Origin of the sequence: Sphingopyxis macrogoltabida, from assembly GCF_001314325.1 — a bacterium.
Lineage (GTDB): Bacteria > Pseudomonadota > Alphaproteobacteria > Sphingomonadales > Sphingomonadaceae > Sphingopyxis > Sphingopyxis macrogoltabida.
The window spans coordinates 477527-501342 of the sequence record NZ_CP009429.1 but is presented as its reverse complement, the minus strand read 5'-3'; the positions used below and the strand labels follow the sequence as shown (position 1 = coordinate 501342).

Sequence of the window (23816 nt, the reverse complement as noted above, 5' to 3'; positions counted from 1 at the left end):
GAGGAGACGACAGATGGCCAAGGGTATCCGCGACAAGGTCGCCATATTGGGCATGGGTTGTGCCAAGTTCGGCGAACGCTGGGACAAGGACGAAGACCAGCTCATGCTCGAGGCCTATGAAGAGGCGATGGCCGACGCCGGGATCGAGACGAGCCAGATCGACGCCGCCTGGCTGGGTGCCGCGTTCGACGCGCAGAATATCGGGCCGAGCGGCATCCCGCTCGCGGTCGCGCTGCGGCTGCCCGACATCGGCGTGACCAAGGTCGAAAATTATTGCGCCAGCGGCACCGAAAGCTTTCGCGGCGCGGTCTATGCCGTCGCCTCGGGCGCGTGCGACATCGCGCTGGCGATGGGCGCGGAGAAGCTCAAGGACACCGGCTATGGCGGCCTGCCCGTTCGTACCCGCGGCACGACGCACGACATGATCGGCATCACCGGATCGGCGCCGGGCAATTTCGCCCAGCTCGCGAGCGCGTACCGCGGCGTCCACGGCGTCGGCAAGGACGACCTCAAGCGCGCGATGGCGCATGTCTCGGTCAAGAGCCATGCGAACGGCGCGAAGAATCCGAAAGCGCATCTGCAAAAGGCGGTGACGATGGATCAGGTGCTGAACGCGCCAATGATCGCCGAACCCCTCGGCCTCTTCGATTGCTGCGGGGTCAGCGACGGCGCCGCCTGCGCGATCGTCACCACCCCCGAAATCGCCCGCAGTCTCGGCAAGACCGACATCGTGACGGTGAAAGCGCTCCAGCTCGCGACCTCGAACGGCTGGGAGATGCAGGCGTCGGGATGGAACGGCAGCTATTTCCACACGACGCGCGTCGCCGCGACCAAGGCCTATGACGAGGCGGGGATCACCGATCCGCGGTCGCAACTCAGCCTGATCGAGGTTCACGACTGTTTCTCGGTCACCGAACTGGTGACGATGGAGGATATTCATATCTCGAAGGAAGGTCAGGGCTGGCGCGATGTACTCGACGGCTTCTTCGACGCCGACGGGCAGATCCCGTGCCAGATCGACGGCGGGCTCAAATGCTTCGGCCATCCGATCGGCGCGTCGGGCCTCCGGATGATCTACGAAAATTATCTCCAGCTTCTCGGCCGCGCCGGCGAACGACAGCGGCAAGACAATCCGGTCTTCGCGCTCAGCCACAACCTCGGCGGCATGCCGAACCAGAATGTCTCATCGATCGCGATCATCGGGCGCGCCGACGCATGAGCCACGATTACACCGCCATCCGCGAAGAGGTCGCCAAGCTCTGCGCCGCCTTCCCCGGCCCCTATTGGCAGGCCAAGGACAAGGTCCGCGAATATCCGAGCGAGTTCGTCGCCGCGCTCGGCGAGGCGGGCTATCTCGCCGCGCTGATCCCAGAGGAATATGGCGGCGCCGGCCTGCCGCTGTCGGCAGCGGCGGCGATCCTCGAGGAAATCCAGCGCCAAGGCTGCAACGGCGGCGCGGTGCACGCGCAAATGTATGTGATGGGCACCGTGCTGCGCCACGGGTCGGAGGAGCAGAAGGCGCGCTATCTTCCCAAGGTCGCGACCGGCGAACTCCGCCTGCAGGCGTTCGGGGTCACCGAACCGACGAGCGGCACCGACACGCTGAGCCTGAAAACCGTCGCGAAGAAGGACGGCGACGAATATGTCGTCAACGGACAGAAGCTGTGGACCAGCCGTGCCGAGCATAGCGACCTGATGATCCTGCTCGCGCGCACGACGCCGCGCGATCAGGCGGCCAGCCGCACCGAAGGCCTGTCGGTCTTCCTTGTCGACATGAAGGAAGCGCTCGCCGCGGGCACGCTGTCGATCCGGCCGATCGACACGATGATGAACCATGCGACGACCGAAATCTTCTTCGACAATATGCGCATCCCTGCCGCCAACTTGATCGGCGAAGAGGGCAAGGGTTTCCGCTACATATTGTCGGGCATGAACGCCGAACGGCTACTGATCGCCGCCGAATGCATCGGCGATGCGAAGTGGTTCATCGAGAAGGCATCGAGCTACGCGAAGGAACGCGTGCTGTTCGGGCGCCCGATCGGGCAGAACCAGGGCGTGCAATTCCCGATCGCCCGCGCCTATGCGCAGATGCGCGCCGCCGAACTGCTCGTCCACGACGGCATCGCCAAATATGAAGCGGGCGAAAACGCCGGCGCCGAGGCGAATATGGCAAAAATGCTGGCGGCCGAAGCAAGCTGGGCGGCCGGCGAGGCGTGCATCCAGACCCACGGCGGCTTCGGCTTCGCCGCCGAATATGACATCGAGAGAAAATTCCGCGAAACGCGCCTCTATCAGGTCGCGCCGATAAGCACGAACATGATCCTGTCCTACGTTGCTGAACATGTGCTGGGGATGCCGCGGAGCTATTGAGCAAAGAAGGGCGGGCGCCCGATCACGCCCGCCCTTCCCTGCGACCCGGAGCAAGGTCCGGGCAAGCGTCGAAGGCTTAGCCGCCGACCGTGACGCGGCCGCTGCGATAGCCCTTCTTGCGCATTTCCTTCACATAATCCTTGTCGGCGTCGACCACCTCGGTCTCCCATTCATCCCACGCGTCCCAGCGATCCTCGCGGTCGGTGGCGTGGCGAAGGTCGCTGGTCAGCTCCTTCTCCGCCTCCAGAATGTCGGCCTTGTAATTATACCAATACTGGTTGACGACGCCCGCAATCGGGGCGGTGCGGATGTGCGGCGCCTCGAACCCCGGCGGCATCGAGCCATAGGGCACGGCCGCAACGGCGACGCTGGCGGGGAGAGCCATCAGAACGGCAAGGGTGGTCCACTTTTTCATTGTCCAACTCCTGATTTGCGCTCCACCGCAGCGGAGCGTCACAGGAGAAAACGAAGCAGCGGGCGATTTTCTTCCCGGCTGGCCGATGAATCGGCACGGCTGGTGGCGGAATCGTCCGAAATAGCCTCAGCCGGGGTGCGCTTCGTCGCCGACCGCCGAGCGCAGCAGGCCGCGAAACACGTCCTGCGCGCTCCGTTTTCCCTGCGTCACATCGAAGACATCCTGCGCAATCGGCATCGCAATAGCGTGCTTTTCGGCGAGCGCGATCACCGTCGGAGCGCTTTTCACCCCCTCGGCGACCATGTTCATGCCCGCGATGATTTCGTCGATATGCCGCCCCTTGCCGAGTTCGACCCCAACATGGCGGTTGCGCGACAGCGGGCTGGTGCAGGTCGCGATGAGATCGCCCATGCCGGTAAGGCCCGCGAAGGTCTCCGGCCGCCCGCCCATCGCGACGCCGAGCCGGGTGATCTCGGCCAGCCCGCGCGTCATCAGCGCCGAGCGCGTATTGTCGCCCGCACCCAGCCCGTCGCCCATCCCGACCGCGATCGCGATGATATTCTTGAGCACCCCGCCGAGTTCGCAACCGAGCAGGTCGGTGTTGGTGTAGACGCGGAACAGCCCCGAATGGAACACCGGCTGCAGCGCGCGGACGACGATCTCGTCCTCCATCGACAGCACGCTCGCCGCCGCCTGCCCGGTCATGATCTCGCGCGCCAGATTGGGGCCGGTGAGGACGCCGACGGGGTGGCCGGGCAGCACTTCCTCGATCAACTCGGTCATCCGCTTGCCCGAGGAGAGTTCGAGCCCCTTGGTCAGGCTGATTACCGGCACCCACGGGCGCAAATGCAGCCTCGCCTCTTCCAATACGCTGCGGAAGCTATGCGAGGGGACGCCCATCACCAGCACATCGGCACCCGCGACGACGTCGCCCATATCGGCGGTCGCGCTGAGGGCCAGCGGCAGCTTGATGCCGGGTAGATATTTGCGGTTCTCATTGTCGCGGTTGATGCCGTCGACGGTTTCGGAATCGCGCGCCCACAGCGTGATCGGCGCATTGCGCGACACCACCGACGCGACCGTCGTTCCCCAACTGCCCCCACCGAGCAGCCCGACTTTCAACCGCATGAACCTCTCCCGCTATTTTGAGGAGAGACTGACGCGCTTCTCACAGCTTGGCAAGAAAGCCCTTCATCACCTCCGCCGTCCCCTTCGGGTCCTCGACCATCGGGACATGGCCGACATGCTCCATGATGTGCGACGTGCTGCCCGCGATCCCCGCTTCGAGCACCGGGACGCAGCTCACATCGATGATGCGGTCATGGCGCCCCCACAGGATCAATGTCGGCACCTTGACCTCGCCGAGCCGGTCGTTGAGCGGATGATCGCGCGCTTCGTTGGCGATGATCCAGAAGATCGTGTCGAGTTGGTCGCGGTAGCGCAGCCCGTCGGCATAGAGGGCGGGTTTGAGCCGCTGCGGGATGAAGGGCGGCTTGTGGACGACCATCGCCACCAACCGGTCGGCATCCTCGAGGCTGGCGAGAACGAGCGGACTATCCTCCCCTTCGACCGCCTGCTTCTGAAGGTCGCTCTCGTCCGCGCCGAGCACCCCGGCATTGTCGATCAGGATCAGGCTGGCCAGCGCATCCGGATAATCGAGCGCATAGCGCAGCGCGATCCACCCGCCCATGCTGTTGCCCGCAATATGCGGCTGCACGAGACCGAGCGCGTCGGAAAACTCCTTCAGTCGCCGCGTCTGCGCCTCGATGTCATAGGCGAGCGCCGGATTGCGCTCATTCTCGCCGAAGCCGGGCAGGTCGGGCGCGATGACGTGATAATCGCGCGTCAGATAGGGCGCGATCATCGACCAGTTATCCTTGTCGCCCGAAAAGCCATGGACGAGCAGGAGCAGCGGCTTGCCCGGATCGCCGCCCTCCAGATAGGGCCAGGTGCGGCCATTTACGGCCACGCTTTTCTGCACCGTACCGCCGCGCTTGCGCAGCAGCCAGCGGCCGAGCGCAAGCAGGCGGCCGGGGAAGATGAAATAGAGCAGCGCGAGCGAGATCAGCGGCGCAAAGAGGAGGACGAGGAGGATTCTCATGGGTCTAAAACTGTCCTCTCAATCCGTTCGTGTCGAGCGAAGTCGAGACACCCATCGGCGTGGCGCTGCCCTGACGGGTGTCTCGACTTCGCTCGACACGAACGGGATTTGGGGTTGGCTTAACCTTCCGCCACATGCGCGTCGAACCAGCCGATCAAATCGTCGAGCACGGCATCCCGTTCCGGCTCGTTATAGATTTCATGGAACAGGCCGGGATAGATTTTGAGCGTCTTGTCGGCCGACGACACATGGTCGAACAGATATTGCGACCCTTCTGCCGAAGCGAGGCTGTCGGCTTCGCCGTGCTGGAGCAGGATCGGCAGGCGGATCTTCGGCGCACCGGCCTGCGCCGCCGCCATTGCGTCCATAAATTCCTTGCCCAGCCGTGCACCGATCTTGCCGGTATAGACGAGCGGGTCGGCGAGATAGGCGGCGACCACCGCCGGGTCGCGGCTGACCCCGTTCGCATCGAGCGACAACACGCCAAGGCGCGGGAAGAAGCGCGACAGGAAGCGGCTGATCCACACCGTGAAACGCGACGGCGGCGCCCCAGGCACGATCGCCGGGCCCGAAAGCGCCGCCGCGACGAACGCCTGCTGATGCCCAATCAGGAACAGGGTCGCGATCAGCCCGCCCATGCTGTGGCCGAGCAGCAGGCGCGGCGTATCGCCGTGATTGACCTCGACCAATGTCAGCAGTTCGGCCATGCCGTCGGTGAAGGCGGAGAAGCGCGGCACGAAACCCGGCGTGCCGTCCGACCGCCCGTGCCCCCAATGATCGACGGCATAAACGGCATAGCCCGCGTCGGTCAGCCGCTTCGCGACATGCGCATAGCGTCCGGCATGCTCGGCATAACCATGCGCGAGCAGCACCACTGCTTTCGGCGCGGTTGCGGGCAGCCAGTGAGTGACGTGAAGCGCCGCACCGGCACCTGCCGATCCGGCGGGCAGGACGATCGCGCCCGTCGCCACGGTCAGCGCACCGCCTTTTTCAGCGCCGCGCTGCGGTGACCGGGGCCGTCATCGCCCGCCTTGTCGATCTTGGCGAGAATGACGTCGAGCGCGCGGCTGATCGCGGTCTGCGTCCGCACCATCTCGATCTTCGGCCACGCTGTACGCATCCCGCTGTCGATCAGCTCGTCGATGTCCTCGCGCGACAGGTCGGACAGGATTTTCGTCGGCGACCAGAATTTGGGCGGGCGGATGATGTTGATGTCGCCGGTATATTCCTGATTGATCACCGAGCGTGCGAGGTTGGCGAGGCTGTTGAGCGGCGGCACCATTTCCAGCGGTTTCTGGAAAATCACCATATTGGCATTGAGCCACGCCTTGAAGGTCGCCATCGACGCGTGCTGGATCGCCTCGATCGGCGCCATCTGCTTGCGCGTGTCGGTCGCGAAGGGCAGCGCGAGCGGGTTCGCCTGGCTGACGATATGGTGGTTGACGCCATAAAGCCGTTCGAGCCGCTTGGTCGGGATGTCGTGCGTGACCGATCCGTCGACCCAGCGCCGGTCGGGCTGGTAGGGCACGCGCTGGCCGCTTTCGTCGCGCGCCATCAGCATCACCGGCGGAAAGACCCCGGGCACCGCGCACGACGCGAGCACTGCCTCGCGGATCAGCACATTGGGCGCGGTGATCGCGTTGAGCAGCCGGCCGTTCTGGTGCTTTTCGGCGGGCGCGACCGACACGTTGAGGTGGCGGCCGCTGACTTCATAAGCCTCCTGAAAGGTCAGGTCGGGGATCAGTTCGGCAAGCCGCGCCGCAACCTCGTCGGGCGCGAGCCGCCGCATCTCGGGATCGCGCGCCGGGTTGGCGAGGCGCTCGCTTTCGAGGAAGGGGCCGACGTCGCTGTCCTTTCGGGTGCAGACGACCGCAGCGACGATCGACCCGCCGCTCGATCCGGCAAGGATGTTCGGCAGCACGCCTTCGCTCCAGAGCGCCTTGACGACGCCGATATGGAAGAAGAGGAAGCTGCCCGAGCCCGACAGCAGCAGCGCCGAGCGGCCGTAGCAATGCTGGGCGCGGCGGAAGAAATCGCGCTTTTCCTCGCGCGGGATGCCACGCGACATCGCGATCTTGTCGAGCGCCGCAACGACCTCGGCGACATAATCCTCGATCAGCTTTTTCGTGCCGAAGCGCGCCTTCTGGTACAGCCGCTCGTGCCCCATGCCGTCGATATTGCCGTGGATGCCCTCGTTGAGCACGAAGAGCAGCCCCTTGACGTCACCGGCCGCCGACAGCTTGCGCAGTTTTTCGAGGCGACCGCGGATCGCCCTGTAATCGAAATGCTTGCTTTCGTCGGCGTCGCGCCACGCCTGCGCGCCCGATTTCCGGTCATGCTCACGCGCCGCCTTGGCCCAGGCGATATAATCGGGCGCGGTCACAAGATCGCGATCGGCGCTGAGCGTCGGGGTGAAAAGCATTCGGTCTTCCTGCAAGACATGGTTTATTTTTTGCGAGTCTTGCCGGTTGCGTTGCCTTTGGCAACCGGTTTCGCCTTCGGTTTGCTGGCCTGTTTTGGCGCAGTTTTCGCTTTCGTCCGGGGTTTCGGGGCGACTTTGACTGCCACCTTCGGCTTTTCCGTAACGGCTTTCGCTTTTTCGGGTTTCGGCGCCGCGGCCATCAGGTCGGCGAAACTTTCGTCGATGCATTCGCGGAAAAAGGCGATATCGGGCATCACCGACCGTTCGGAGATGATCGAAAAGGCGATGCGGCCATTATAGCTCGGCGTCGCGACGAACAGCCCCATATTGTTCGCGAGCGGCGCCATCCCGTGCTGCTGCACAAGCTGTGCGCCCGCCAGATAGAGCGGCACCTGCGCCCCGGGAACGTTCGAGATGAAGAGGTTGGTGCCGCGCACTGCGAAGCGCTCGCTGGTGACGATCCGCGCCACCGCCGCCATCGTCGCGCCCGGGATATGCTGCGACAGGTCGGTCATGATCCGCGCGCTGACCCCGGCCTTCGCTTCCTTCGCCTCGACCGTGTAATCGCGGATCGCCGCGAGCCGGTCCAGCGGATCGGCGATGTCACTGCGCACCGGCACGCTCATCGCCGACACCTGGTTGCCGGGAGTCGCAGCCTTGCCGCCCTTGCCGCGCAGGTTGATCGGCGCGACTGCGACGAGACTCTCCTTCGGCAGTTCCTTGTGTTTTGCGAGATATTTGCGCAGCGCCCCGCCGACCGTGGTCAGCACGACGTCGTTGACCGTCGCGCCGGGGACCTTCGCCCGGATCGCCGCGACATCGGCGAGCGCAACCGTCGTCGCGTCGAACATCTTGTGCGGCCCGACGGGCACGTTGAAACGCGTTTCAGGGACACCCGCGGTCATCCCGCCCTCGGTCATCATCGTCTTGCGCGCCGCCGACACCAGCGCAGGCGACATTTTCAAAAGCGCGTTCATGAACTTGACCGGCGACTGCATCGACGCCGACCAGGCGCGGGTGACGACCTCGGCACTCGACGGCGGCTTGCCGAGATTTTCGGCCGGCGGCGGCTCGGCGATCGCCGGCGTGCCCTTCGCGTCGATATCGCTCATCGCGATGAAGGCGTGCGCCCCCGACGCGCCGTCGACCGCCGCATGGTGAACACGGTGGAGCATCGCAAAGCTGCCCTTGGGGATGCCCTCGATGCGGTCGAGACCCTCGATGATATAAATGTCCCAGAGCGGCCGGTTCATATCCATCGGCTTCGAGAAATAGCGCGCGACCGCGATTGTGAACTGCCGCCAGTCGCCGGGCTCGGGCAGCCGCGCGTGGCTCATATGCGCCTCGATGTCGAAATGCTCGTCCTCGACCCAATAGGGATGGTCGACGTCGAACGGCAGCCGGTGCAGGCGGCGCTTGAACAGCGGCGAGCTATCGACGCGGCTCTCGACGTGGCGGATGATATCCTTGAAGCGCACGAAGCCGCCCGGGGCGGTCGACGGGTCGTAGATATAGACCCCCATGATATGCGTCAGATTGTTCGCGGTCTGGGTATAGAGGAACTGGGCGTCCTGCGCGCTGAGCTGTTTGAGCATCCTATCCTCCCGATGGTGGCAAGCGGTCCGCGAGCGCGAGCGTCGCGAGGCGCATCGATTCCATGACGTTGGCAAGCCCGCGCAGTTCCATCAGCAACGCACGGCGGGCGTTCAGGCTGTCGGGGGTCGCCGTCCCCGCGATCCCCATATGCCGCATCAGCGACAGGCCGTTGGCGAACAGCAATTTGCCGATCGCCGCCTCGCTGCTGATCCGGCGGAGCAGATAGGCCTGCTTGCCTTCGACGAGCGCCGCGTCGAGCAACGCCTTTTCATCGATCTCGTCGCCCGGCCGCGCGCGCGCCGCAAGGTCGGCGACGACCGAATAGGCCTCGGCAAAGGGCAGCAGGATCGCGTGGCCGACGAGCGGCTGGCAGCGGCGGATGAGCTGCGCGACGCCGCGGTCGCCGCTCGCGAGGCGGCGATCCCACACCGGGTCGATCCGCTCGAGCTCGGCCTGCAGCGCGGCGCGATGCTCGTCGCGCGGGGGATAGAAGAATTCGAATTTGAACAGGTCGCGCAGCCGGTCGATCTTGGTCCAGAAGGCGGCGGTCGCATCCTTGCTGTCGCCATCGCGCAGTTCGAACAGCGCGATCTCGATCATCGCGCGGTCGAGGAAATGATGGACGATGATGTTGCGGTAATAGCTCGCCATCGGATGTTTGGCGGGGTCGATCGAATAGACATTTTCGCTGCCCGCTTCGTAACGCGTCAGCAGCCCGCTCGCGACGAGCGTGTCGACCGTCGCCGACAGCGCGGCATCGTCGCCGCTTTCGAGTTCCTTGCTGAGCCGGATACCGCGGGCCCGCGCCCAGTCGGCGACCGCCGCGATGGTCGCGAGCAATTCGGTCGCGGTCACCCCGCGCGGCGCGGTGCCGAGCAGGATCAGGCACATCACCGAAGTGACCGTCAGCGGCGTCACCCGGTTCGCCTCGACCGCGACCGCGAAGGCGATTTTTTCGAGCGCACGCTTGTCGTCGGGGCCCGGCGCCGTATCGATCACCACCGGATTGCCGATGTCGAGCCGGATGCGCCCCGACGGCGCGCGCAGGCTGCGCATATAGCCGAGAAACCAGCTCAGGCTCTCCGGCTTCTTGTTCCGCCCCGTCTGTTCGGCGGCATATTCCTCGACATCGCGAATGAGGTCGAAACTGGTGACGAAAGGCACGAAATGGACGTCGCGCGTGCCGGTCGCATGCGCCGCGTCGAGGACATATTTCATCAGGCCATATTTCGGCGGCATCAGCTTGCCAAGCCGCGAACGCGTCCCCTCGAACGCCCAGGACAGCGGGAAGCGCTTGGCGAGCAGCCAGGCGATATAATGGCGCAGCACGACCTTGTAGACCGGCTGGCCCTGAAAGCTGCGGCGGATGAAGATCATCCCCGAGCGGCGGAAAAATTCGCCCATCACTGCGATGTCGAGATTGGCGCCGCCGAAGCTGTGCAGCATCGGCATGTCGTTCTCATAGAGCAGCCGGCTCGGCGTCGCGCCGTCGATATAGGTCTTGTGCGTGAACAGGATGCACGTCGGATGCTCGCGCAGGATCGACCGCAACCGGGCGAGCTCGACCGCGTCGGCCTCCATCTCGGGCGCGTAGCCGCCGAACATCATGCGGTCGAGCTTGGCGCGCAGGTCGAGGAACAACGCGCTCGGCCGCGCGATGACCTCCTTCATCAGCGGCCGCGCCTCGCGGTAGAGGTCGCCGACCGGACGCCCGAGCGTTTCGGACAGCTCGGCCAGCGCGGCGCGGAATTTCGGGCTGGTGCGCAGGCCGTCGGCGACGAAGCGCGGCACCTTGTACCGGCTGCCCCTGATCCCGCGTTCGGCAACGTCGAGCGCGAGCCCCGCCTGTCGCGCGACAAAACCCGCATATTCGGCGCCGCCTTCCTCCCCGCCGTCGCCGCCGCCTGTCTGCGCGAGGAAGCGGTCCTTTAGCGCCGCCTGCGTCGCCGCCTCGCCGACAAGGATCTGGGCGCGGCGGCGGTCGCGCCACAGGATGAATTGCGAGCGCAGCGGTCCCGGCTGGCGCGGATCGCCGAAGATCAGGTGGCGGAATTTCAGCGCCCGGTCGCGCTCGAACCCCGGAATGCGCCAGGCGACACGCAGCGGCACGACCTGTCGCCCGGGCGCCCCGGCGAGCCGCGCCTTCAATTGATCGAGGTCGAGCGCATGGTCGCCGTCGGCGATCGACAGGCTGGCCCATTGCGGGGCGCGGTCGCCACCCAGATCGCCCGCCGTCGCGTGGATCCAGTCGAGCAATATGCGCCGCTCGACCCGGTTGCGCGCGTCGATGATATAGAGCCGGTCGGCCGCCTCCTCCGCCACGATTTCGGTGCGGGGCGTTCCGTCCGCCACGCCTTAGTCGGCCCGTCCCTTGCCGGCCGCAGGTTTTTTGGCGGGCGGCTTTTTCTTGGCCGGTGGCTTTTTCGTCGCCGCTTTCTTCGGCGCCGGCTTCGCTGCCTTGGCGGCGGGCGGCGGCGCCTCTGCGGCCACCGCTTCCTCCGCGCTTTCCTCCGCCTGCCCCAGCGTGCGCAGGAACATGTTGCGGACGTCACGGACATGCACATTCATCGTCCGCGCGCTCCACTTCGACGTGTCGACCGGCGGCAGCACGGTGACGCGCACCGTCGCCGGGCGCATCACGAACTCGTTCTTCGGCGCGACGTCGGTGGCATTATGGATCACGATCGGGACGATCGGCACCCCGGCCTGCATCGCCAGATGGAAGGCGCCCTTCTTGAACGGCGCGAGCTTCGGTGTCAGCGTCCGCGTCCCTTCGGGCGAGATGCAGATCGACTTGCCTTCCTCGCGGATCGCATCGACCAGGGGCTCCATCGCCTTGATCGCGCTCTTGCCGTCGGCGCGGTCGACGAACACGGTGCCGCCCCATTCCATCAGCTTGCCGAGGATGGGGATATCCTTGATCTCCTTTTTCCCCACCCCGCCCATGTCGCGGCGGATGAGCTTGGCGAGGATCATCACGTCCGCCTTGCTCTGGTGGTTGAAGATGAAGACGCACGGGCGCGAGGACCAGAGATGCTTCTCGTCCTCGACCTCCAGCTCGACGCCGGTGATCGCGGTCGCGAAATCGCCGAACAGCCCGATCGAGAAATTCGCCGCCTCGCGCTGCGAACGGGTCAGCGCCCAGATCGGCAGCCCCGCCGCGAAGGCGCCGACCAGCGAACCGGTTGCATAGATGGTGCGCGTATAATCGATCCACGACGGCGTGCCGCGGCTCGCAAAGCGCTGCACCGGCCAGTTGCGTTCGTCGGCGATGCCCTTCAGTTTCATGTTCGGGTTGAGCGGGCGCGGCTTGCCGACACGTTCGAGCAGTTCGATATCGTCGTCGCTGTCCGAATAGAAAAAGCTCTGATCGAGATCGAGGCCATATTCGGTGGCGAGTTCCTCGGCCGCGAGCACCTTGCCGTCGCCGAAGCACAGCGGGCGGATGATGTCGCCGGTGAACACCCCGTCCTCGATCTCATAGGCCGAGCATTTGATGTCGGTGATGCCGAGGTCGCGCGCGGTCGGTTCGATCTGGTAAATCGTCGCCGACGAGATGATTGCGACGCGGTGCCCCTTCGCCTGATGCGCCTCGATGATCGCGCGCGTCTCGGGATAGATTTTCCGGGCGATGTGCTTCTTGTAGAGTTCTTCGCCGAACTCGACGAAGCTTTCCTCCTCGACGCCCTTCATGAATTTGGCGGCGGCGGACATCAGCCCCGAGAAGCCGAGCTGGCCAAGGCTGTGCTGCGCGACGACCTGCGCGGTCTCGGCAATCTCCTCGACCGACATTTCGCGGCGCTGGAATTTCTCGCGCAGCATCGCGGTTGCCGAATAGCCCGAGATGATCGTGCCGTCGAAATCGAACAGCGCGGCGATATGCGATCCCGGCTCCGACGCCAGCACTTCGTCCAAATGCGGTTGCGGCCTCGGCACGCCTGTCTCCCCACCAACGGCTATATTGCCGCCTTATCCCTGCACGATGACAGGTAAAATGGGGTTAATCAATGGCCCGAAAGCGCCGATGCCTCGCGGGCCAGAGCTTCGATGCGGACGGGATCGAGCGGACCCGGCGGAACGACCCAGCTACCGCCGACGCACAGCACCGGATCGAGCGCGAGCCATTCGGGTGCGGTCGCGGGGGTGATGCCGCCGGTGGGGCAGAAACGGATTCCGCCGAACGGACCCGCGAGCGCCTTCAGCGCCGGAATGCCGCCGCTCGTCGCGGCGGGAAAGAATTTGAAGCGCGAGAGGCCCATGTCCATTCCCAGCATGATGTCCGATGCGTTGGCAGTGCCGGGAAGAAACGGAATGCCATTATCGATGGCAGCCTTGCAAAGACCGGCTGTTATTCCGGGCGAGACAATGAACTCGGCGCCCGCGTCGATGCTCTTGTTCAGGTCAAGCTGGTTGAGCACCGTCCCCGCGCCAACGACCGCGCCGGGCACCGTCTTCATCGCGGCGATTGCGTCGAGTGCGGCAGGAGTGCGCAGCGTCACTTCTAGCACTGGCAGCCCGCCAGCAACGAGTGCCTCGGCCATCGGCACCGCGTCCTCGACGCGGTCGATAACGATCACCGGAATCACCGGCGCAATGCGCATGATCTGGTCGATGGATTGGGTCAAACTATGGTCTCCATGGCGGCGAGCATCGCCGAACCGCCCTTTTCGGCTTCGTCGGCGTGATGGCGGAACAGCGCGAACAGCTCGCGGCCGACGCCGAGCGCAGGCGGCGGGGCAATGGCGGGAGTGCGCGCCGCCCATTCGGCTTCGTCGACCAGCGCGACGACTTCTCCCCTCACCGCACAGACGCGCACGACGTCGCCTTCTTGGAGGTAAGCGAGCGGACCGCTGACGCCGTCGGGGCCGGGCAGCGCCTCGGGCGACAGATGGATCACCGCCGGCACCTTGCCGCTCGCGCCTGACATGCGGCCGTCGGTCAGCAAGGCGACGCGATAGCCCTTGTCCTGCAGCACGCCCAAGGCCGGGGTCAGCTTGTGCAGTTCGGGCATGCCGTTGGCGCGCGGCCCCTGAAAACGCACGACGACGACGACGTCGCGATCGAGTTCGCCTGCCTTGAACGCGGTCAGCACCTGATTCTGGTCGTCGAAGATCCGGCACGGCGCCTCGATCGTCCAGCGATCTTCGGCCACCGCGCTCGTCTTGATGATCGCGCGGCCGAGATTGCCCGCGAGCAGCCGCATGCCGCCGTCGGGCGAGAAGGGTGCCGCGACGGGGCGCAGCATCGTGTCGTCACGGCTCTCGGCGGGTGCGGGTTGCCAGTGGAGTTCGTCGTTCACCAGCAGGGGTTCGGCGGCATAGTCGGCCATCGTCCTGCCAACGGTCATCACATCGCCGTGGAGCAGTCCCGCACCGAGCAATTCCCTGACCACGAAACCGATACCGCCTGCCGCATGGAAATGGTTCACATCGCCCGCGCCGTTCGGATAGACGCGCGCGAGCAGCGGCACCGCGTGGCTGAGCTCGTCGAAGTCCTGCCAGTCGATGACGATGCCCGCCGCCCGCGCGATCGCGGGCAAATGGATTGCATGGTTGGTCGAGCCGCCCGTCGCGAGCAGGCCGATCGCGGCGTTGACGATCGCCTTCTCGTCGATGCAGCGCGCCAGCGGGCGATAATCTTCGCCGTCCCAGCCGATCGCGGCAATCCGGTGGGTCGCAGCGCGCGTCAGTTCCTGTCGCAGCTTGGTGCCCGGATTGACGAAGGCGCTGCCGGGAATGTGCAGCCCCATCAGTTCCATCATCATCTGGTTCGAATTCGCGGTGCCGTAGAAGGTGCAGGTGCCCGCGCCATGATAGCTTGCCGCTTCGGCTTCGAGCAGTTCGTCGCGGCTCGCCTTGCCCTCGGCATAGAGCTGGCGGACGCGCTGCTTTTCCTTGTTCGCGAGCCCCGAGGGCATCGGACCAGCAGGAATCAATATCTGCGGCAGGTGGCCGAAACGCAGCGCGCCGATCAGCAGACCGGGAACGATCTTGTCACAGATGCCCAGCAGCAGCGCGCCCTCGAACATCGCATGGCTCAATGCGATCGCGGTGCCTTGTGCGATATTGTCGCGGCTGAAGAGCGACAGGTCCATCCCTGCCTGCCCCTGCGTCACGCCATCACACATGGCCGGAACGCCGCCCGCGACCTGCGCGGTGACGCCAACCTCGCGCGCGAAGATTTTGATCTGCTCGGGATAACGGCCATAGGGCTGATGGGCCGAGAGCATGTCGTTATAGCTGGTGACGATGCCGATGTTCATCGCCGCGCCGGTCCGGATCGCCGCCTTGTCGTCGCCCGCTGCGGCAAAGCCGTGCGCAAGGTTGCCGCACGACAGATTGCCGCGGTTCGTCCCCGCCTCGCGCTGGCGCTCCATCAGGTCGAGATAGGCGGCGCGGCGCTCGCGGCTGCGCCGGGCGATCCGCTCGGTAACCTTCGCAACGGCCGGGTGAAGATCAGTCATGCCAGCTCGCTCCGTCGCGCTCGATCAGCGCGATGGCGCTCGACGGCCCCCAGCTTCCCGCCGTGTAATTTTGCGGCGCCATGTCGACCGACGCCCAGGCGCCGAGGATCGAATCGATCCACTGCCACTGCGCCTCGACCTCGTCGCGGCGCACGAACAAGGTCTGTTCGCCCTCGATGAAGTCGAGCAGCAGCCGCTCATAGGCGATCCGCCGCCGCTCGCCCTCGAAACTGTGCGAGAGCGAGACATCGAGCGTCACTTCCTTCAGCTTCACGCCGTCGCGGTCTAGCCCCGGCTGCTTCGCCATCACCTTGACCCGGATATTCTCCTCGGGCTGCAGGTTGATGATCATGCTGTTGGCATCGAGCTTGCCCGTACCGACGCGCGCGAAGATATTGTGCGGCACCGGCTTGAACTGGATCAGCACCTCCGACTTGCGCTGCGGCATCCGCTTGCCGGTGCGCAGGTAAAAGGGCACGCCCTTCCACCGCCAATTGTCGATGAACGCCTTGATCGCGACGAAGGTTTCGGTGTTCGACGGCTGGCCGAGTTCGTCGGCATAACCCGCGACCGCACCGCCGTTCACGGCGCCGCTCGTATACTGGCCCTTGACGCTGTGCGCCTTGACGTCCGCGGCGCTCAGCTTGCGAAGCGAGCGGAGCAGCTTGACCTTCTCGTCGCGCACCGCGGTCGCCGACACGCTCGCGGGCGGCTCCATCGCGATGATCGCGAGCAGTTGCAGCATATGGTTCTGCACCATGTCCTTGAGCGCGCCGACGCCGTCATAATAGGAGACGCGGCCCTCCAGCCCCACGGTCTCTGCGACGGTGATCTGGACATGATCGATCGCCTGCGCATTCCACAGCGGTTCGAACAGCATGTTCGCAAAGCGCAGCGCAAGGAGGTTCTGGACCGTTTCCTTGCCCAGATAATGGTCGATGCGGAAAATATGGTCTTCGGCAAAGGCGCTGCCGACCTGCTCGTTGACCTCGCGCGACGAGGCGAGGTCGTGGCCGATCGGCTTTTCCATCGCGATGCGGCATTCGGCGCAGGCGATCCCTGCGGCGGCGAGCCCTTGCGCGATCGGGCCGAACATCGACGGCGGGGTCGACAGATAGGCGCCGATCGGGCGGCCGAGTCGGTCGCCGAGCAGCGCCGCAAGGTCGTCATATCCGGTGCCCGCGCCGGCATCGACCGGGCAATAATCGATGCGGACGAGGAAGCCCTCGATCTGCGTCTCGTCGAGCCGATCGGCGGCGAGATGCTCGGTCAACGCGTCGCGGACGAGCGCGTGACAACCGGCGCGGTCCATCTTCGACCGTCCCGAGGCGATGATCGTCAGCGTGTCGGCGAGCAGCCCGTCGACGTGAAGATTATAGAGCGAAGGGAACAGCATGCGCTGCGCAAGGTCGCCCGTCGCGCCGAACAGCAGCAATGTCTCGACTTTCACGCTCACGCTCATCCCCTTGGATCGATGTTTCAGACGTGGCGAATGCGTGCCCCGAATGCAACGAGCATACGTAAACCACGAACGATCTTCGCCCCTTGGCAAATCCCGTCGCGCTGCCATAGGGAAAGCCATGCCCGACAGCGCGCAGCCTTATGATGTCATCGTCGTCGGCGGCGGTGTCAACGGCGCCGGCGTCGCGCGCGATGCCGCCGGACGCGGCGCGCGCGTGCTGCTGCTCGAAGCCGGCGACCTTGCGCAGGGCACTTCGTCGAAATCGACCAAGCTGATCCACGGCGGGCTGCGCTATCTCGAACATTATGAATTCGGCCTCGTCCGCGAGGCGCTGAAAGAGCGCGAAATCCTGTGGAGCATCGCGCCGCACATCATCTGGCCGCTGCGCTTCGTCCTGCCCTATCGCACCGGCCTCCGCCCGCGCTGGCTGCTCAGGCTCGGCCTGTTTCTCTACGACCATATCGGCGGGCGGAAAAAGCTGCCCGCGACGCGCTCGATCGATCTGGCGCAGCACGAAGCGGGCACGCCGCTCCAATCACAATATGTCCGTGCGTTCGAATATTCGGACGGCTGGGTCGACGATGCCCGGCTCGTGCTGCTCAACGCGCGCGATGCCGCCGAGCGCGGTGCGCGAATCCGGACGCGCACCCGCGCCGAAACCATGCGCGTCGAGGGCGGGCTATGGGTGGTCGAGGGCAGCGACGATCGCGGGCATCGCTATCGCTTCACCGGCAAAAGCCTGGTCAACGCGGCGGGCCCGGCGGTGCTCGACCTGCTTGCGCGCGCCTCGGCGCCGCCCGATTACCGGATGCGGCTGGTGCGCGGCTCGCACATCGTCGTGCGCCGGAAGTTCGCGCACGACTATGCCTATTTCTTCCAGCTTCCCGACGGGCGCATTTTCTTCGCCATTCCCTATGAGCGCGACTTCACGCTGATCGGGACGACCGACCGGGATCATGACGGGCCGCTCGCAGAGGTGCATGCAAGCGCCGACGAGATCGCCTATCTCTGCGAAGGCGCCAGCGAATATTTCCGCGAGCCGGTTACCCCCGCCGATGTCGTCTGGACCTATTCGGGGGTACGGCCGCTGATCGAGGACGGATCGGGCCGCCCCGAAGCCGCGACGCGCGGCTACCGGATCGATATCGACGTCGACGAAGGCGCGCCGCTGCTCACCATTTATGGCGGCAAGATCACCAGCTATCGCCATGTTGCCGAACATGCCGTCGACGAACTGGCAGGCCATCTCGATGCCGTGTCGACCAGACGCTGGACCGCGAAAACGCCGCTTCCCGGGGGGGATTTCGGGATCGACGGCGCCGCCGCGCTCAAGGCCGAATACAAGCTCGCCCATCCCTTCCTGCCCGCCGCGACGGTCGACCGGGTGGTCAAGGCCTATGGCACCGACGCCCGCGCCTGGCTCGGCAAGGCCGAAGACTGGGACGCGCTGGGCGGCGAGATTGCCCACGGCCTCAGCGCGGCCGAAGCCCAGTGGATGATCGAGCGCGAATGGGCGCGCGACGTCGAGGATATCCTTTGGCGCCGCAGCAAGCTGGGATTGCTGTTCGGTGCGGATGACGTCGCGAAGCTGGCGGCCTGGCTGCAAGCGCGGCGACCGGCGGGCCAGCCGGCCTGATCATCCGCCGGCCAGTGCCAGCGCGTCGGTGCCGGCCGGAAAATGCGACCGGCCGCTCGTGTCGTGCACGGCCGCCCATACCGCCTCGGCGACGTCGGCCTCGGTCGTGAACAGCGCAGGCTCCGCCATCGCGGCGAGGATCGGCGCGGCATAGCTGCCATAGGGTTCGGGCAGCACATCCTCGAGCCGGATATCGGTGTTCTGCGCAAAGGCGGTCGTCGGGCCGTAGCCCGGTTCGACGAGCTTCACCGATATGCCGAGCGGCGCCAGTTCGTGCACAAGGCTGCCGGTGAAGCCCTGAATCGCGCTCTTGCTGCCCGTATAGGCGGCCGCGAGCGGGAACGGCGCCAGCGTCGCCGACGAGGTGACGTTGACGATCGTCCCCGAACCGCGCGTCCGCATCTGCGGAATCGCCGCCTGCGTCATCGCGATCGTACCGAGCGTGTTGGTGGCGTAGACGTCGCGGATCTTTTGCATCGGCGAATGTTCGAGCGCGCCGAACAGGCCGATGCCGGCATTGTTGACGAGCACGTCGATCGGCCCCGCACGTTCGAGCGCCAGCGCGATGCTGTCGGGGTCGGTGACGTCGAGCGCGAGGATGCGCATGCGGTCGGAGGTTTCGAAGAGGTCGGGACGCGGCGTGCGCATCGTCGCGGCGACGTTCCAGCCGTTGGCGCGGAAGTGGCGGGCCGTCGCGAGGCCGTAGCCCGACGAACAGCCGGTGATCAGGATGGTCTTCATCGTCTTGGTTCCGTTCATCCGGGGACGAAAAGCCTCTAGACCGGCCGTTACGGACTATCTATAATTCAAGATCCATATTTCTTTATTAAAAGTCCCGATATGCTCGACCCTCTCTCCGACCTCATCGCGCTGCTGCGGCCAAGCACCATCTTCTCGAAGGGGATCAGCGGCGCGGGGGCATGGGCGGTGCGCTATTCGGATTTCGGGCACCCCAGCTTCTGTACGGTGCTCGAAGGGTCGTGCCGGCTCGCGGTCGACGGGCAGGAGGCGGTGACGCTGGCGGCGGGGGACTTCATCCTGCTGCCCGCGACGCCCGGCTTTGCCATGTCGGGCTTTGCCCCCGCCGAAGCGGCCCTGCTCGACCCGCATGCGACTGCCGGGATGACGGGCGAGGTTCGGCACGGCCGCGCCGAAGGCCCGCCCGAGGTGCGGATGATGGGCGGCTATTTCGCCTTCGCGTCGCCCGAGGCGGGGCTGCTGGTGTCGCAATTGCCCGCGATGATCCACCTGCGCGGGGCCGAGCGGCTGGCGTCGCTGGTCGCGATGCTGCGCGAGGAAACGGGCGCCGAGCGGCCGGGGCGCGACCTGCTGCTCGCGCGGCTGGTCGAGATTTTGCTGGTCGAGGCATTGCGCGCGGTCGGCGGTGAGGCGACGCCGCCAGGGCTGCTACGCGGCCTTGCCGACCCGCGGCTCGCGGCGGCGATAAGGCAGATGCACGCCGAGCCCGCGCGGGCGTGGACCACTTCGGAACTCGCGAAAGCGGCGGCGCTGTCGCGCTCGGCCTTTTTCGAGCGCTTCGCGCGCACCGTCGGCGTGCCGCCGATGGAATATCTGCTCGGCTGGCGGATGAACCTCGCGAAGGATCTGCTGCGCCGCGGCGCTGGGCGGATCGAAGAGATCGCGCTCACCGTCGGTTACGGGTCGGCGAGCGCGTTCAGCACGGCGTTCGCGCGGCAGGTCGGGATGCCGCCGAAACGGTTTGCGGGGATGGCGACCGCTTGATCCTCCCCATCGACTTGCGATGGGGAGGATTATCCTACGCCGCCGCGGCTTCCACCTCGGCCGGCAGGCGGATCATATAGTCGAACGCCGACAGCGCCGCCTTCGACCCTTCGCCCATCGCGATGACGATCTGCTTGTACGGCACCGTCGTGCAGTCGCCCGCCGCGAAGATGCCCTTCTGGCTTGTCTCGCCGCGATGATCGACTTCGATCTCGCCGTGGCGCGACAGGGTGACGCTGTCCTTAAGCCATTCGGTGTTCGGAACGAGGCCGATCTGGACGAAAATGCCTTCGAGCTCGATCTGGTGCAGTTCGTCCTTGTTGCGGTCCTTGTACGAAAGTCCCGTCACCTTCTCGCCGTCGCCGAGCACTTCGGTGGTCAGCGCCGAGGTGATGATCTTGACGTTGGGCAGGCTGGCCAATTTGCGCTGCAACACCGCATCGGCGCGCAGCTCGCTGTCATACTCGATCAACGTGACGTGCGCGACGAGGCCGGCAAGGTCGATCGCCGCCTCGACACCGCTGTTGCCGCCACCAATCACCGCGACGCGCTTGCCCTTGTAGAGCGGGCCGTCGCAATGCGGGCAATAGGCGACGCCCTTGTTGCGATAGGCATCCTCGCCCGGCACGCCGAGCTGGCGCCAGCGCGCGCCGGTCGAGAGGATCACGGTGCGCGCCTTCAGCGATGCGCCGCTGGCGAGCTTCACTTCGTGCAGGCCGCCTTCGGTCTTCGCGGGGATCAGTTTCTCGGCGCGTTGCAGGTTCATGATGTCGACGTCATAGTCTTTGACGTGCTGTTCGAGCTGCGCGACCAGCTTCGGCCCTTCGGTGTGCTGGACCGAGATGAAATTCTCGATCGCCATCGTGTCGAGCACCTGCCCGCCGAAGCGCTCGGCTGCGATGCCGGTGCGGATGCCCTTGCGCGCCGCATAGATCGCGGCCGCGGCACCCGCGGGGCCGCCACCGACGACGAGCACGTCAAACGCCTCCTTGGCGGCGATCTTCTCGGCGGCCTTGGCCTCGGCGCCGCTGTCGAGCTTCGCGATTATCTGTTCGAGCTCCATGCGGCCCTGACCGAAATTCTCGCCGTTCAGGAAGATCGTCGGCACCGCCATGATCTTGCGATCCTCGACCTCGGCCTGGAACAGCCCGCCGTCGATCGCGGTGTGGGTGATGCGCGGGTTGACGACGCTCATCAGGTTGAGCGCCTGCACGATGTCAGGGCAGTTCTGGCACGACAGCGAGAAATAGGTCTCGAAATGATAGTCGCCGTCGAGCGCCGCGACCTGCTCCAGCACCTCGGGCGCCACCTTCGGCGGATGGCCGCCGACCTGGAGCAGCGCGAGGACGAGCGAAGTGAATTCATGCCCCATCGGGATGCCGGCGAAACGGACCGCGACATTGGCGTCGCCGGTGCGGCGGATCAGGAAGCTGGGGCGGCGCGCATCGTCGTCGGCGCGGGTCACGCTGACCTTGTCCGACAGCGCGGCTATATCGTCGAGGAGGCCCGCCAGCTCGGCCGACTTGGCATCGTCGCCCAGCGACGCGATCAGTTCGATCGGTTCACGAAGATTCGTGAGGAGGCCTTGAAGCTGCTGCTTCAGATTGGCGTCGAGCATGGGGGAGAGCTCCTGCGGAAAGGGGAAGAGAAACCGTGGGGCGGCGGTCGTGCCGCCGCCCCTCCGGCAGTAGTCGTTGAGCTTAGATCTTGCCGACGAGGTCGAGCGAGGGGGCGAGCGTTTCGGCGCCCTCTTCCCACTTCGCGGGGCAAACTTCGCCCGGGTGGCTGACCCAATATTGCAGCGCCTTGATCTTGCGGAGCAGTTCGGCGGCGTTGCGGCCCACACCCTCGGGGGTGATTTCGAGGAGCTGGATTTCGCCCTGCGGGTCGAGCACGAAGGTACCGCGGTCGGCCAGGCCGACGCCTTCACGCAGCACTTCGAAATTGTTCGACAGCGTGTGGTTCTGGTCGCCGACCATATAATAGTTGATCTTGCCGATCGCCGGCGACGTGTCGTGCCAGGCCTTGTGGCAGAAATGCGTGTCGGTCGACACCGAATAGACCTCGACGCCCATCTTTTGCAGCGTCGGATAGATGTCGGCGAGATCTTCGAGCTCGGTCGGGCAGACGAAAGTGAAGTCGGCCGGGTAGAAGAAGAAGACCGCCCACTTGCCCTTCACGTCGGCGTCGGTGATGTCGACGAACTTGCCGTCCTTGAACGCGGTCGCTTTGAAGGGTTTGAGGGTGGTGTTGAGAACGGACATGGAGAGCCTCCTTTGTGGTTGGAGGCTCCCCCTAGCCATTTATGTTGCATCGCGAAAAGCGAAAATATCTACGCCTGTGATCGAATTTTTCGATTGATGGCAAAAATCGCTGCTCAGACCGCGATCGCCGCGCCGCCCGCGACTTTCTTTCGCGAGACCAGCACGATGACAAGGCCTGCGACCGCCATCACCGCCCCCGCGATCGACACCGCCGGGAAACCGAGGCCGACGCCGATCACGCCCCCGCCGACCGCCGCGCCGATCGCATTGCCAAGATTGAAGGCGCCGATATTGACCGCCGAAGCCAGATTCGGCGCGTCCGACGCCGCTTCCATCACCCGCATCTGCAGCGGCGGGACGATGGCAAAGGTCGCGATGCCCCAGACGAAGATGGTGACTGCGGCGGCGAGCGGTTGGAACATCGCGGCAGCGAAAATCAGCAGCGTCGCAGCGAGCCCGGCGAGCGAGACGATCAGCGTCCGGTCGATCGACCGGTCGGCGAACACCCCGCCCAGCCAGTTGCCGAGGGTGAGGCCGAGGCCGTAGATGACCAGCATTGCGGTGACATGCAGCGTGCCGATGCCGGTCGCCTCCTTCAGGATCGGCGCGATATAGGTGAAGACGGTGAACATCGCCGCCGAACCGATCGCGGTCAGCGCCAGCGCGACGAGCACCTCGCGGCGCCGGAACACGCCGAGTTCGGCGCGCATGTCGCCGCCCGCCGGTTGCGGCGTATCGGGCAGCGCGAACCACAGCGCGGCCATGGTGACCAGCCCCCAGACCGCGATGCCGCCGAACGCGGTACGCCAGCCGAAGCTTTCGCCGATCCATGGCGCCAGCGGGACCCCGATCACATTGGCGAGCGTCAGCCCCATGAACATCGCCGCGACCGCGCTCGCGCGCTTTTCGGGCGCCACGATGCTCGCCGCGACGACCGATCCGACCCCGAAGAAAGCGCCATGGTTCAGCGAGGTGATGACGCGCGCGACCATCAGCATCGCATAGTCGCTGGCGATCGCCGACAGGAAGTTGCCGAGGGTGAAGATGCCCATCAGGGCGATCAGCAAGGTACGCCGCTTCATCCGCGCGGTGGTCAGCGTCATCAGCGGCGCGCCGAGCATCACCCCGAGCGCATAGGCCGAGACGAGCAGCCCTGCGGCGGGGATCGAAACCCCCAACCCCTCGGCCATGTCGGGAAGCAGCCCCATCGGCGCGAATTCGGTGATGCCGATCCCGAAGGCGCCGGTCGCCAGCGCCAGCAGCGGGAAATTGAGTTTCATGCGTCCACCCTTTCGGTTACGAATTGGAGGCATAAATGGATCGGACGCATCGCCGGAATTAGAG

Annotated in this window: 19 protein-coding genes; 4 read left to right on the top strand and 15 right to left on the bottom strand. The window is 65.6% G+C overall.

Annotated elements, in window-relative coordinates; all coding sequences use genetic code 11:
* Positions 1-13: 13 nt before the first annotated feature.
* Positions 14-1219 (top strand): acetyl-CoA acetyltransferase, encoded by a 1206-nt coding sequence (locus LH19_RS02530; RefSeq protein ID WP_054724643.1) that lies wholly within the window; start codon positions 14-16, stop codon positions 1217-1219.
* Complete coding sequence (locus LH19_RS02525) at positions 1216-2370, top strand: acyl-CoA dehydrogenase family protein (protein ID WP_054724641.1); 1155 nt, start codon at positions 1216-1218, stop codon at positions 2368-2370. Before LH19_RS02530 ends, LH19_RS02525 begins: the two co-directional genes overlap by 4 nt.
* 76 nt (positions 2371-2446) lie before the next feature.
* On the opposite strand, the gene LH19_RS02520 is transcribed toward LH19_RS02525, so the two are convergent.
* The 11 genes from LH19_RS02520 to zwf all read right to left on the bottom strand — a co-directional run bounded on the left by LH19_RS02520 (position 2447) and on the right by zwf (position 16829).
* Positions 2447-2785 carry a hypothetical protein gene (locus tag LH19_RS02520; protein WP_054588899.1) on the bottom strand — a complete coding sequence of 113 codons (339 nt, stop codon included), beginning with the start codon at positions 2783-2785 and terminating at the stop codon, positions 2447-2449.
* 126 nt (positions 2786-2911) lie between these two features.
* Entirely contained in the window at positions 2912-3913 is a 1002-nt protein-coding gene (locus LH19_RS02515; RefSeq protein ID WP_054724639.1) for an NAD(P)H-dependent glycerol-3-phosphate dehydrogenase, read from the bottom strand.
* A 40-nt stretch (positions 3914-3953) separates the two neighbouring features.
* Entirely contained in the window at positions 3954-4886 is a 933-nt protein-coding gene (locus LH19_RS02510; RefSeq protein ID WP_054724637.1) for an alpha/beta fold hydrolase, read from the bottom strand.
* 119 nt (positions 4887-5005) lie between these two features.
* Positions 5006-5857 carry an alpha/beta hydrolase gene (locus tag LH19_RS02505; protein WP_054724636.1) on the bottom strand — a complete coding sequence of 284 codons (852 nt, stop codon included), beginning with the start codon at positions 5855-5857 and terminating at the stop codon, positions 5006-5008.
* A gap of 2 nt (positions 5858-5859) precedes the next feature.
* Positions 5860-7308, bottom strand: coding sequence for a DUF3336 domain-containing protein (locus LH19_RS02500; protein ID WP_054724633.1), 1449 nt, complete (start codon positions 7306-7308; stop codon positions 5860-5862).
* A 23-nt stretch (positions 7309-7331) separates the two neighbouring features.
* Entirely contained in the window at positions 7332-8903 is a 1572-nt protein-coding gene (locus LH19_RS02495; RefSeq protein ID WP_054724631.1) for a wax ester/triacylglycerol synthase family O-acyltransferase, read from the bottom strand.
* Position 8904: 1 nt separating this feature from the next.
* Positions 8905-11256: a glycerol-3-phosphate 1-O-acyltransferase gene (locus LH19_RS02490; protein WP_054724629.1), complete on the bottom strand. Its 2352-nt coding sequence runs from the start codon at positions 11254-11256 to the stop codon at positions 8905-8907.
* A gap of 3 nt (positions 11257-11259) precedes the next feature.
* Positions 11260-12840, bottom strand: a complete 1581-nt coding sequence (locus LH19_RS02485; protein WP_054724627.1) for an HAD-IB family hydrolase — start codon at positions 12838-12840, stop codon at positions 11260-11262.
* Between the two features lie 68 nt (positions 12841-12908).
* Positions 12909-13529 carry a bifunctional 4-hydroxy-2-oxoglutarate aldolase/2-dehydro-3-deoxy-phosphogluconate aldolase gene (locus LH19_RS02480; protein WP_054724625.1) on the bottom strand — a complete coding sequence of 207 codons (621 nt, stop codon included), beginning with the start codon at positions 13527-13529 and terminating at the stop codon, positions 12909-12911.
* Positions 13526-15367 (bottom strand): phosphogluconate dehydratase, encoded by a 1842-nt coding sequence (gene edd / locus LH19_RS29305; RefSeq protein WP_054724623.1) that lies wholly within the window; start codon positions 15365-15367, stop codon positions 13526-13528. The genes LH19_RS02480 and edd overlap by 4 nt, the downstream gene beginning before the upstream one ends.
* Positions 15360-16829: a glucose-6-phosphate dehydrogenase gene (gene zwf / locus LH19_RS02470; RefSeq protein ID WP_082395384.1), complete on the bottom strand. Its 1470-nt coding sequence runs from the start codon at positions 16827-16829 to the stop codon at positions 15360-15362. The genes edd and zwf overlap by 8 nt, the downstream gene beginning before the upstream one ends.
* Positions 16830-16947: 118 nt before the next feature.
* On the opposite strand from zwf, the gene glpD reads away from it, so the two are divergent.
* The gene (glpD, locus tag LH19_RS02465) at positions 16948-18465 is read left to right on the top strand and encodes a glycerol-3-phosphate dehydrogenase (RefSeq protein WP_054724621.1); all 1518 of its coding nucleotides are present in this window, start codon (positions 16948-16950) and stop codon (positions 18463-18465) included.
* Here the strand turns inward: glpD and LH19_RS02460 are convergent, their stop codons facing one another.
* Positions 18466-19206 carry an SDR family oxidoreductase gene (locus tag LH19_RS02460; protein WP_054732899.1) on the bottom strand — a complete coding sequence of 247 codons (741 nt, stop codon included), beginning with the start codon at positions 19204-19206 and terminating at the stop codon, positions 18466-18468.
* A gap of 99 nt (positions 19207-19305) precedes the next feature.
* On the opposite strand from LH19_RS02460, the gene LH19_RS02455 reads away from it, so the two are divergent.
* Positions 19306-20208 carry an AraC family transcriptional regulator gene (locus tag LH19_RS02455; protein WP_054724619.1) on the top strand — a complete coding sequence of 301 codons (903 nt, stop codon included), beginning with the start codon at positions 19306-19308 and terminating at the stop codon, positions 20206-20208.
* Positions 20209-20242: 34 nt separating this feature from the next.
* Here LH19_RS02455 and ahpF read toward each other — a convergent pair whose 3' ends face one another.
* The 3 genes from ahpF to LH19_RS02440 all read right to left on the bottom strand — a co-directional run bounded on the left by ahpF (position 20243) and on the right by LH19_RS02440 (position 23752).
* Complete coding sequence (ahpF, locus tag LH19_RS02450; RefSeq protein WP_054724617.1) at positions 20243-21826, bottom strand: alkyl hydroperoxide reductase subunit F; 1584 nt, start codon at positions 21824-21826, stop codon at positions 20243-20245.
* An 82-nt stretch (positions 21827-21908) separates the two neighbouring features.
* Positions 21909-22472 carry an alkyl hydroperoxide reductase subunit C gene (gene ahpC, locus LH19_RS02445; protein WP_054588911.1) on the bottom strand — a complete coding sequence of 188 codons (564 nt, stop codon included), beginning with the start codon at positions 22470-22472 and terminating at the stop codon, positions 21909-21911.
* 113 nt (positions 22473-22585) lie between these two features.
* Positions 22586-23752, bottom strand: coding sequence for an MFS transporter (locus LH19_RS02440; protein ID WP_054724614.1), 1167 nt, complete (start codon positions 23750-23752; stop codon positions 22586-22588).
* Positions 23753-23816: the final 64 nt, after the last annotated feature.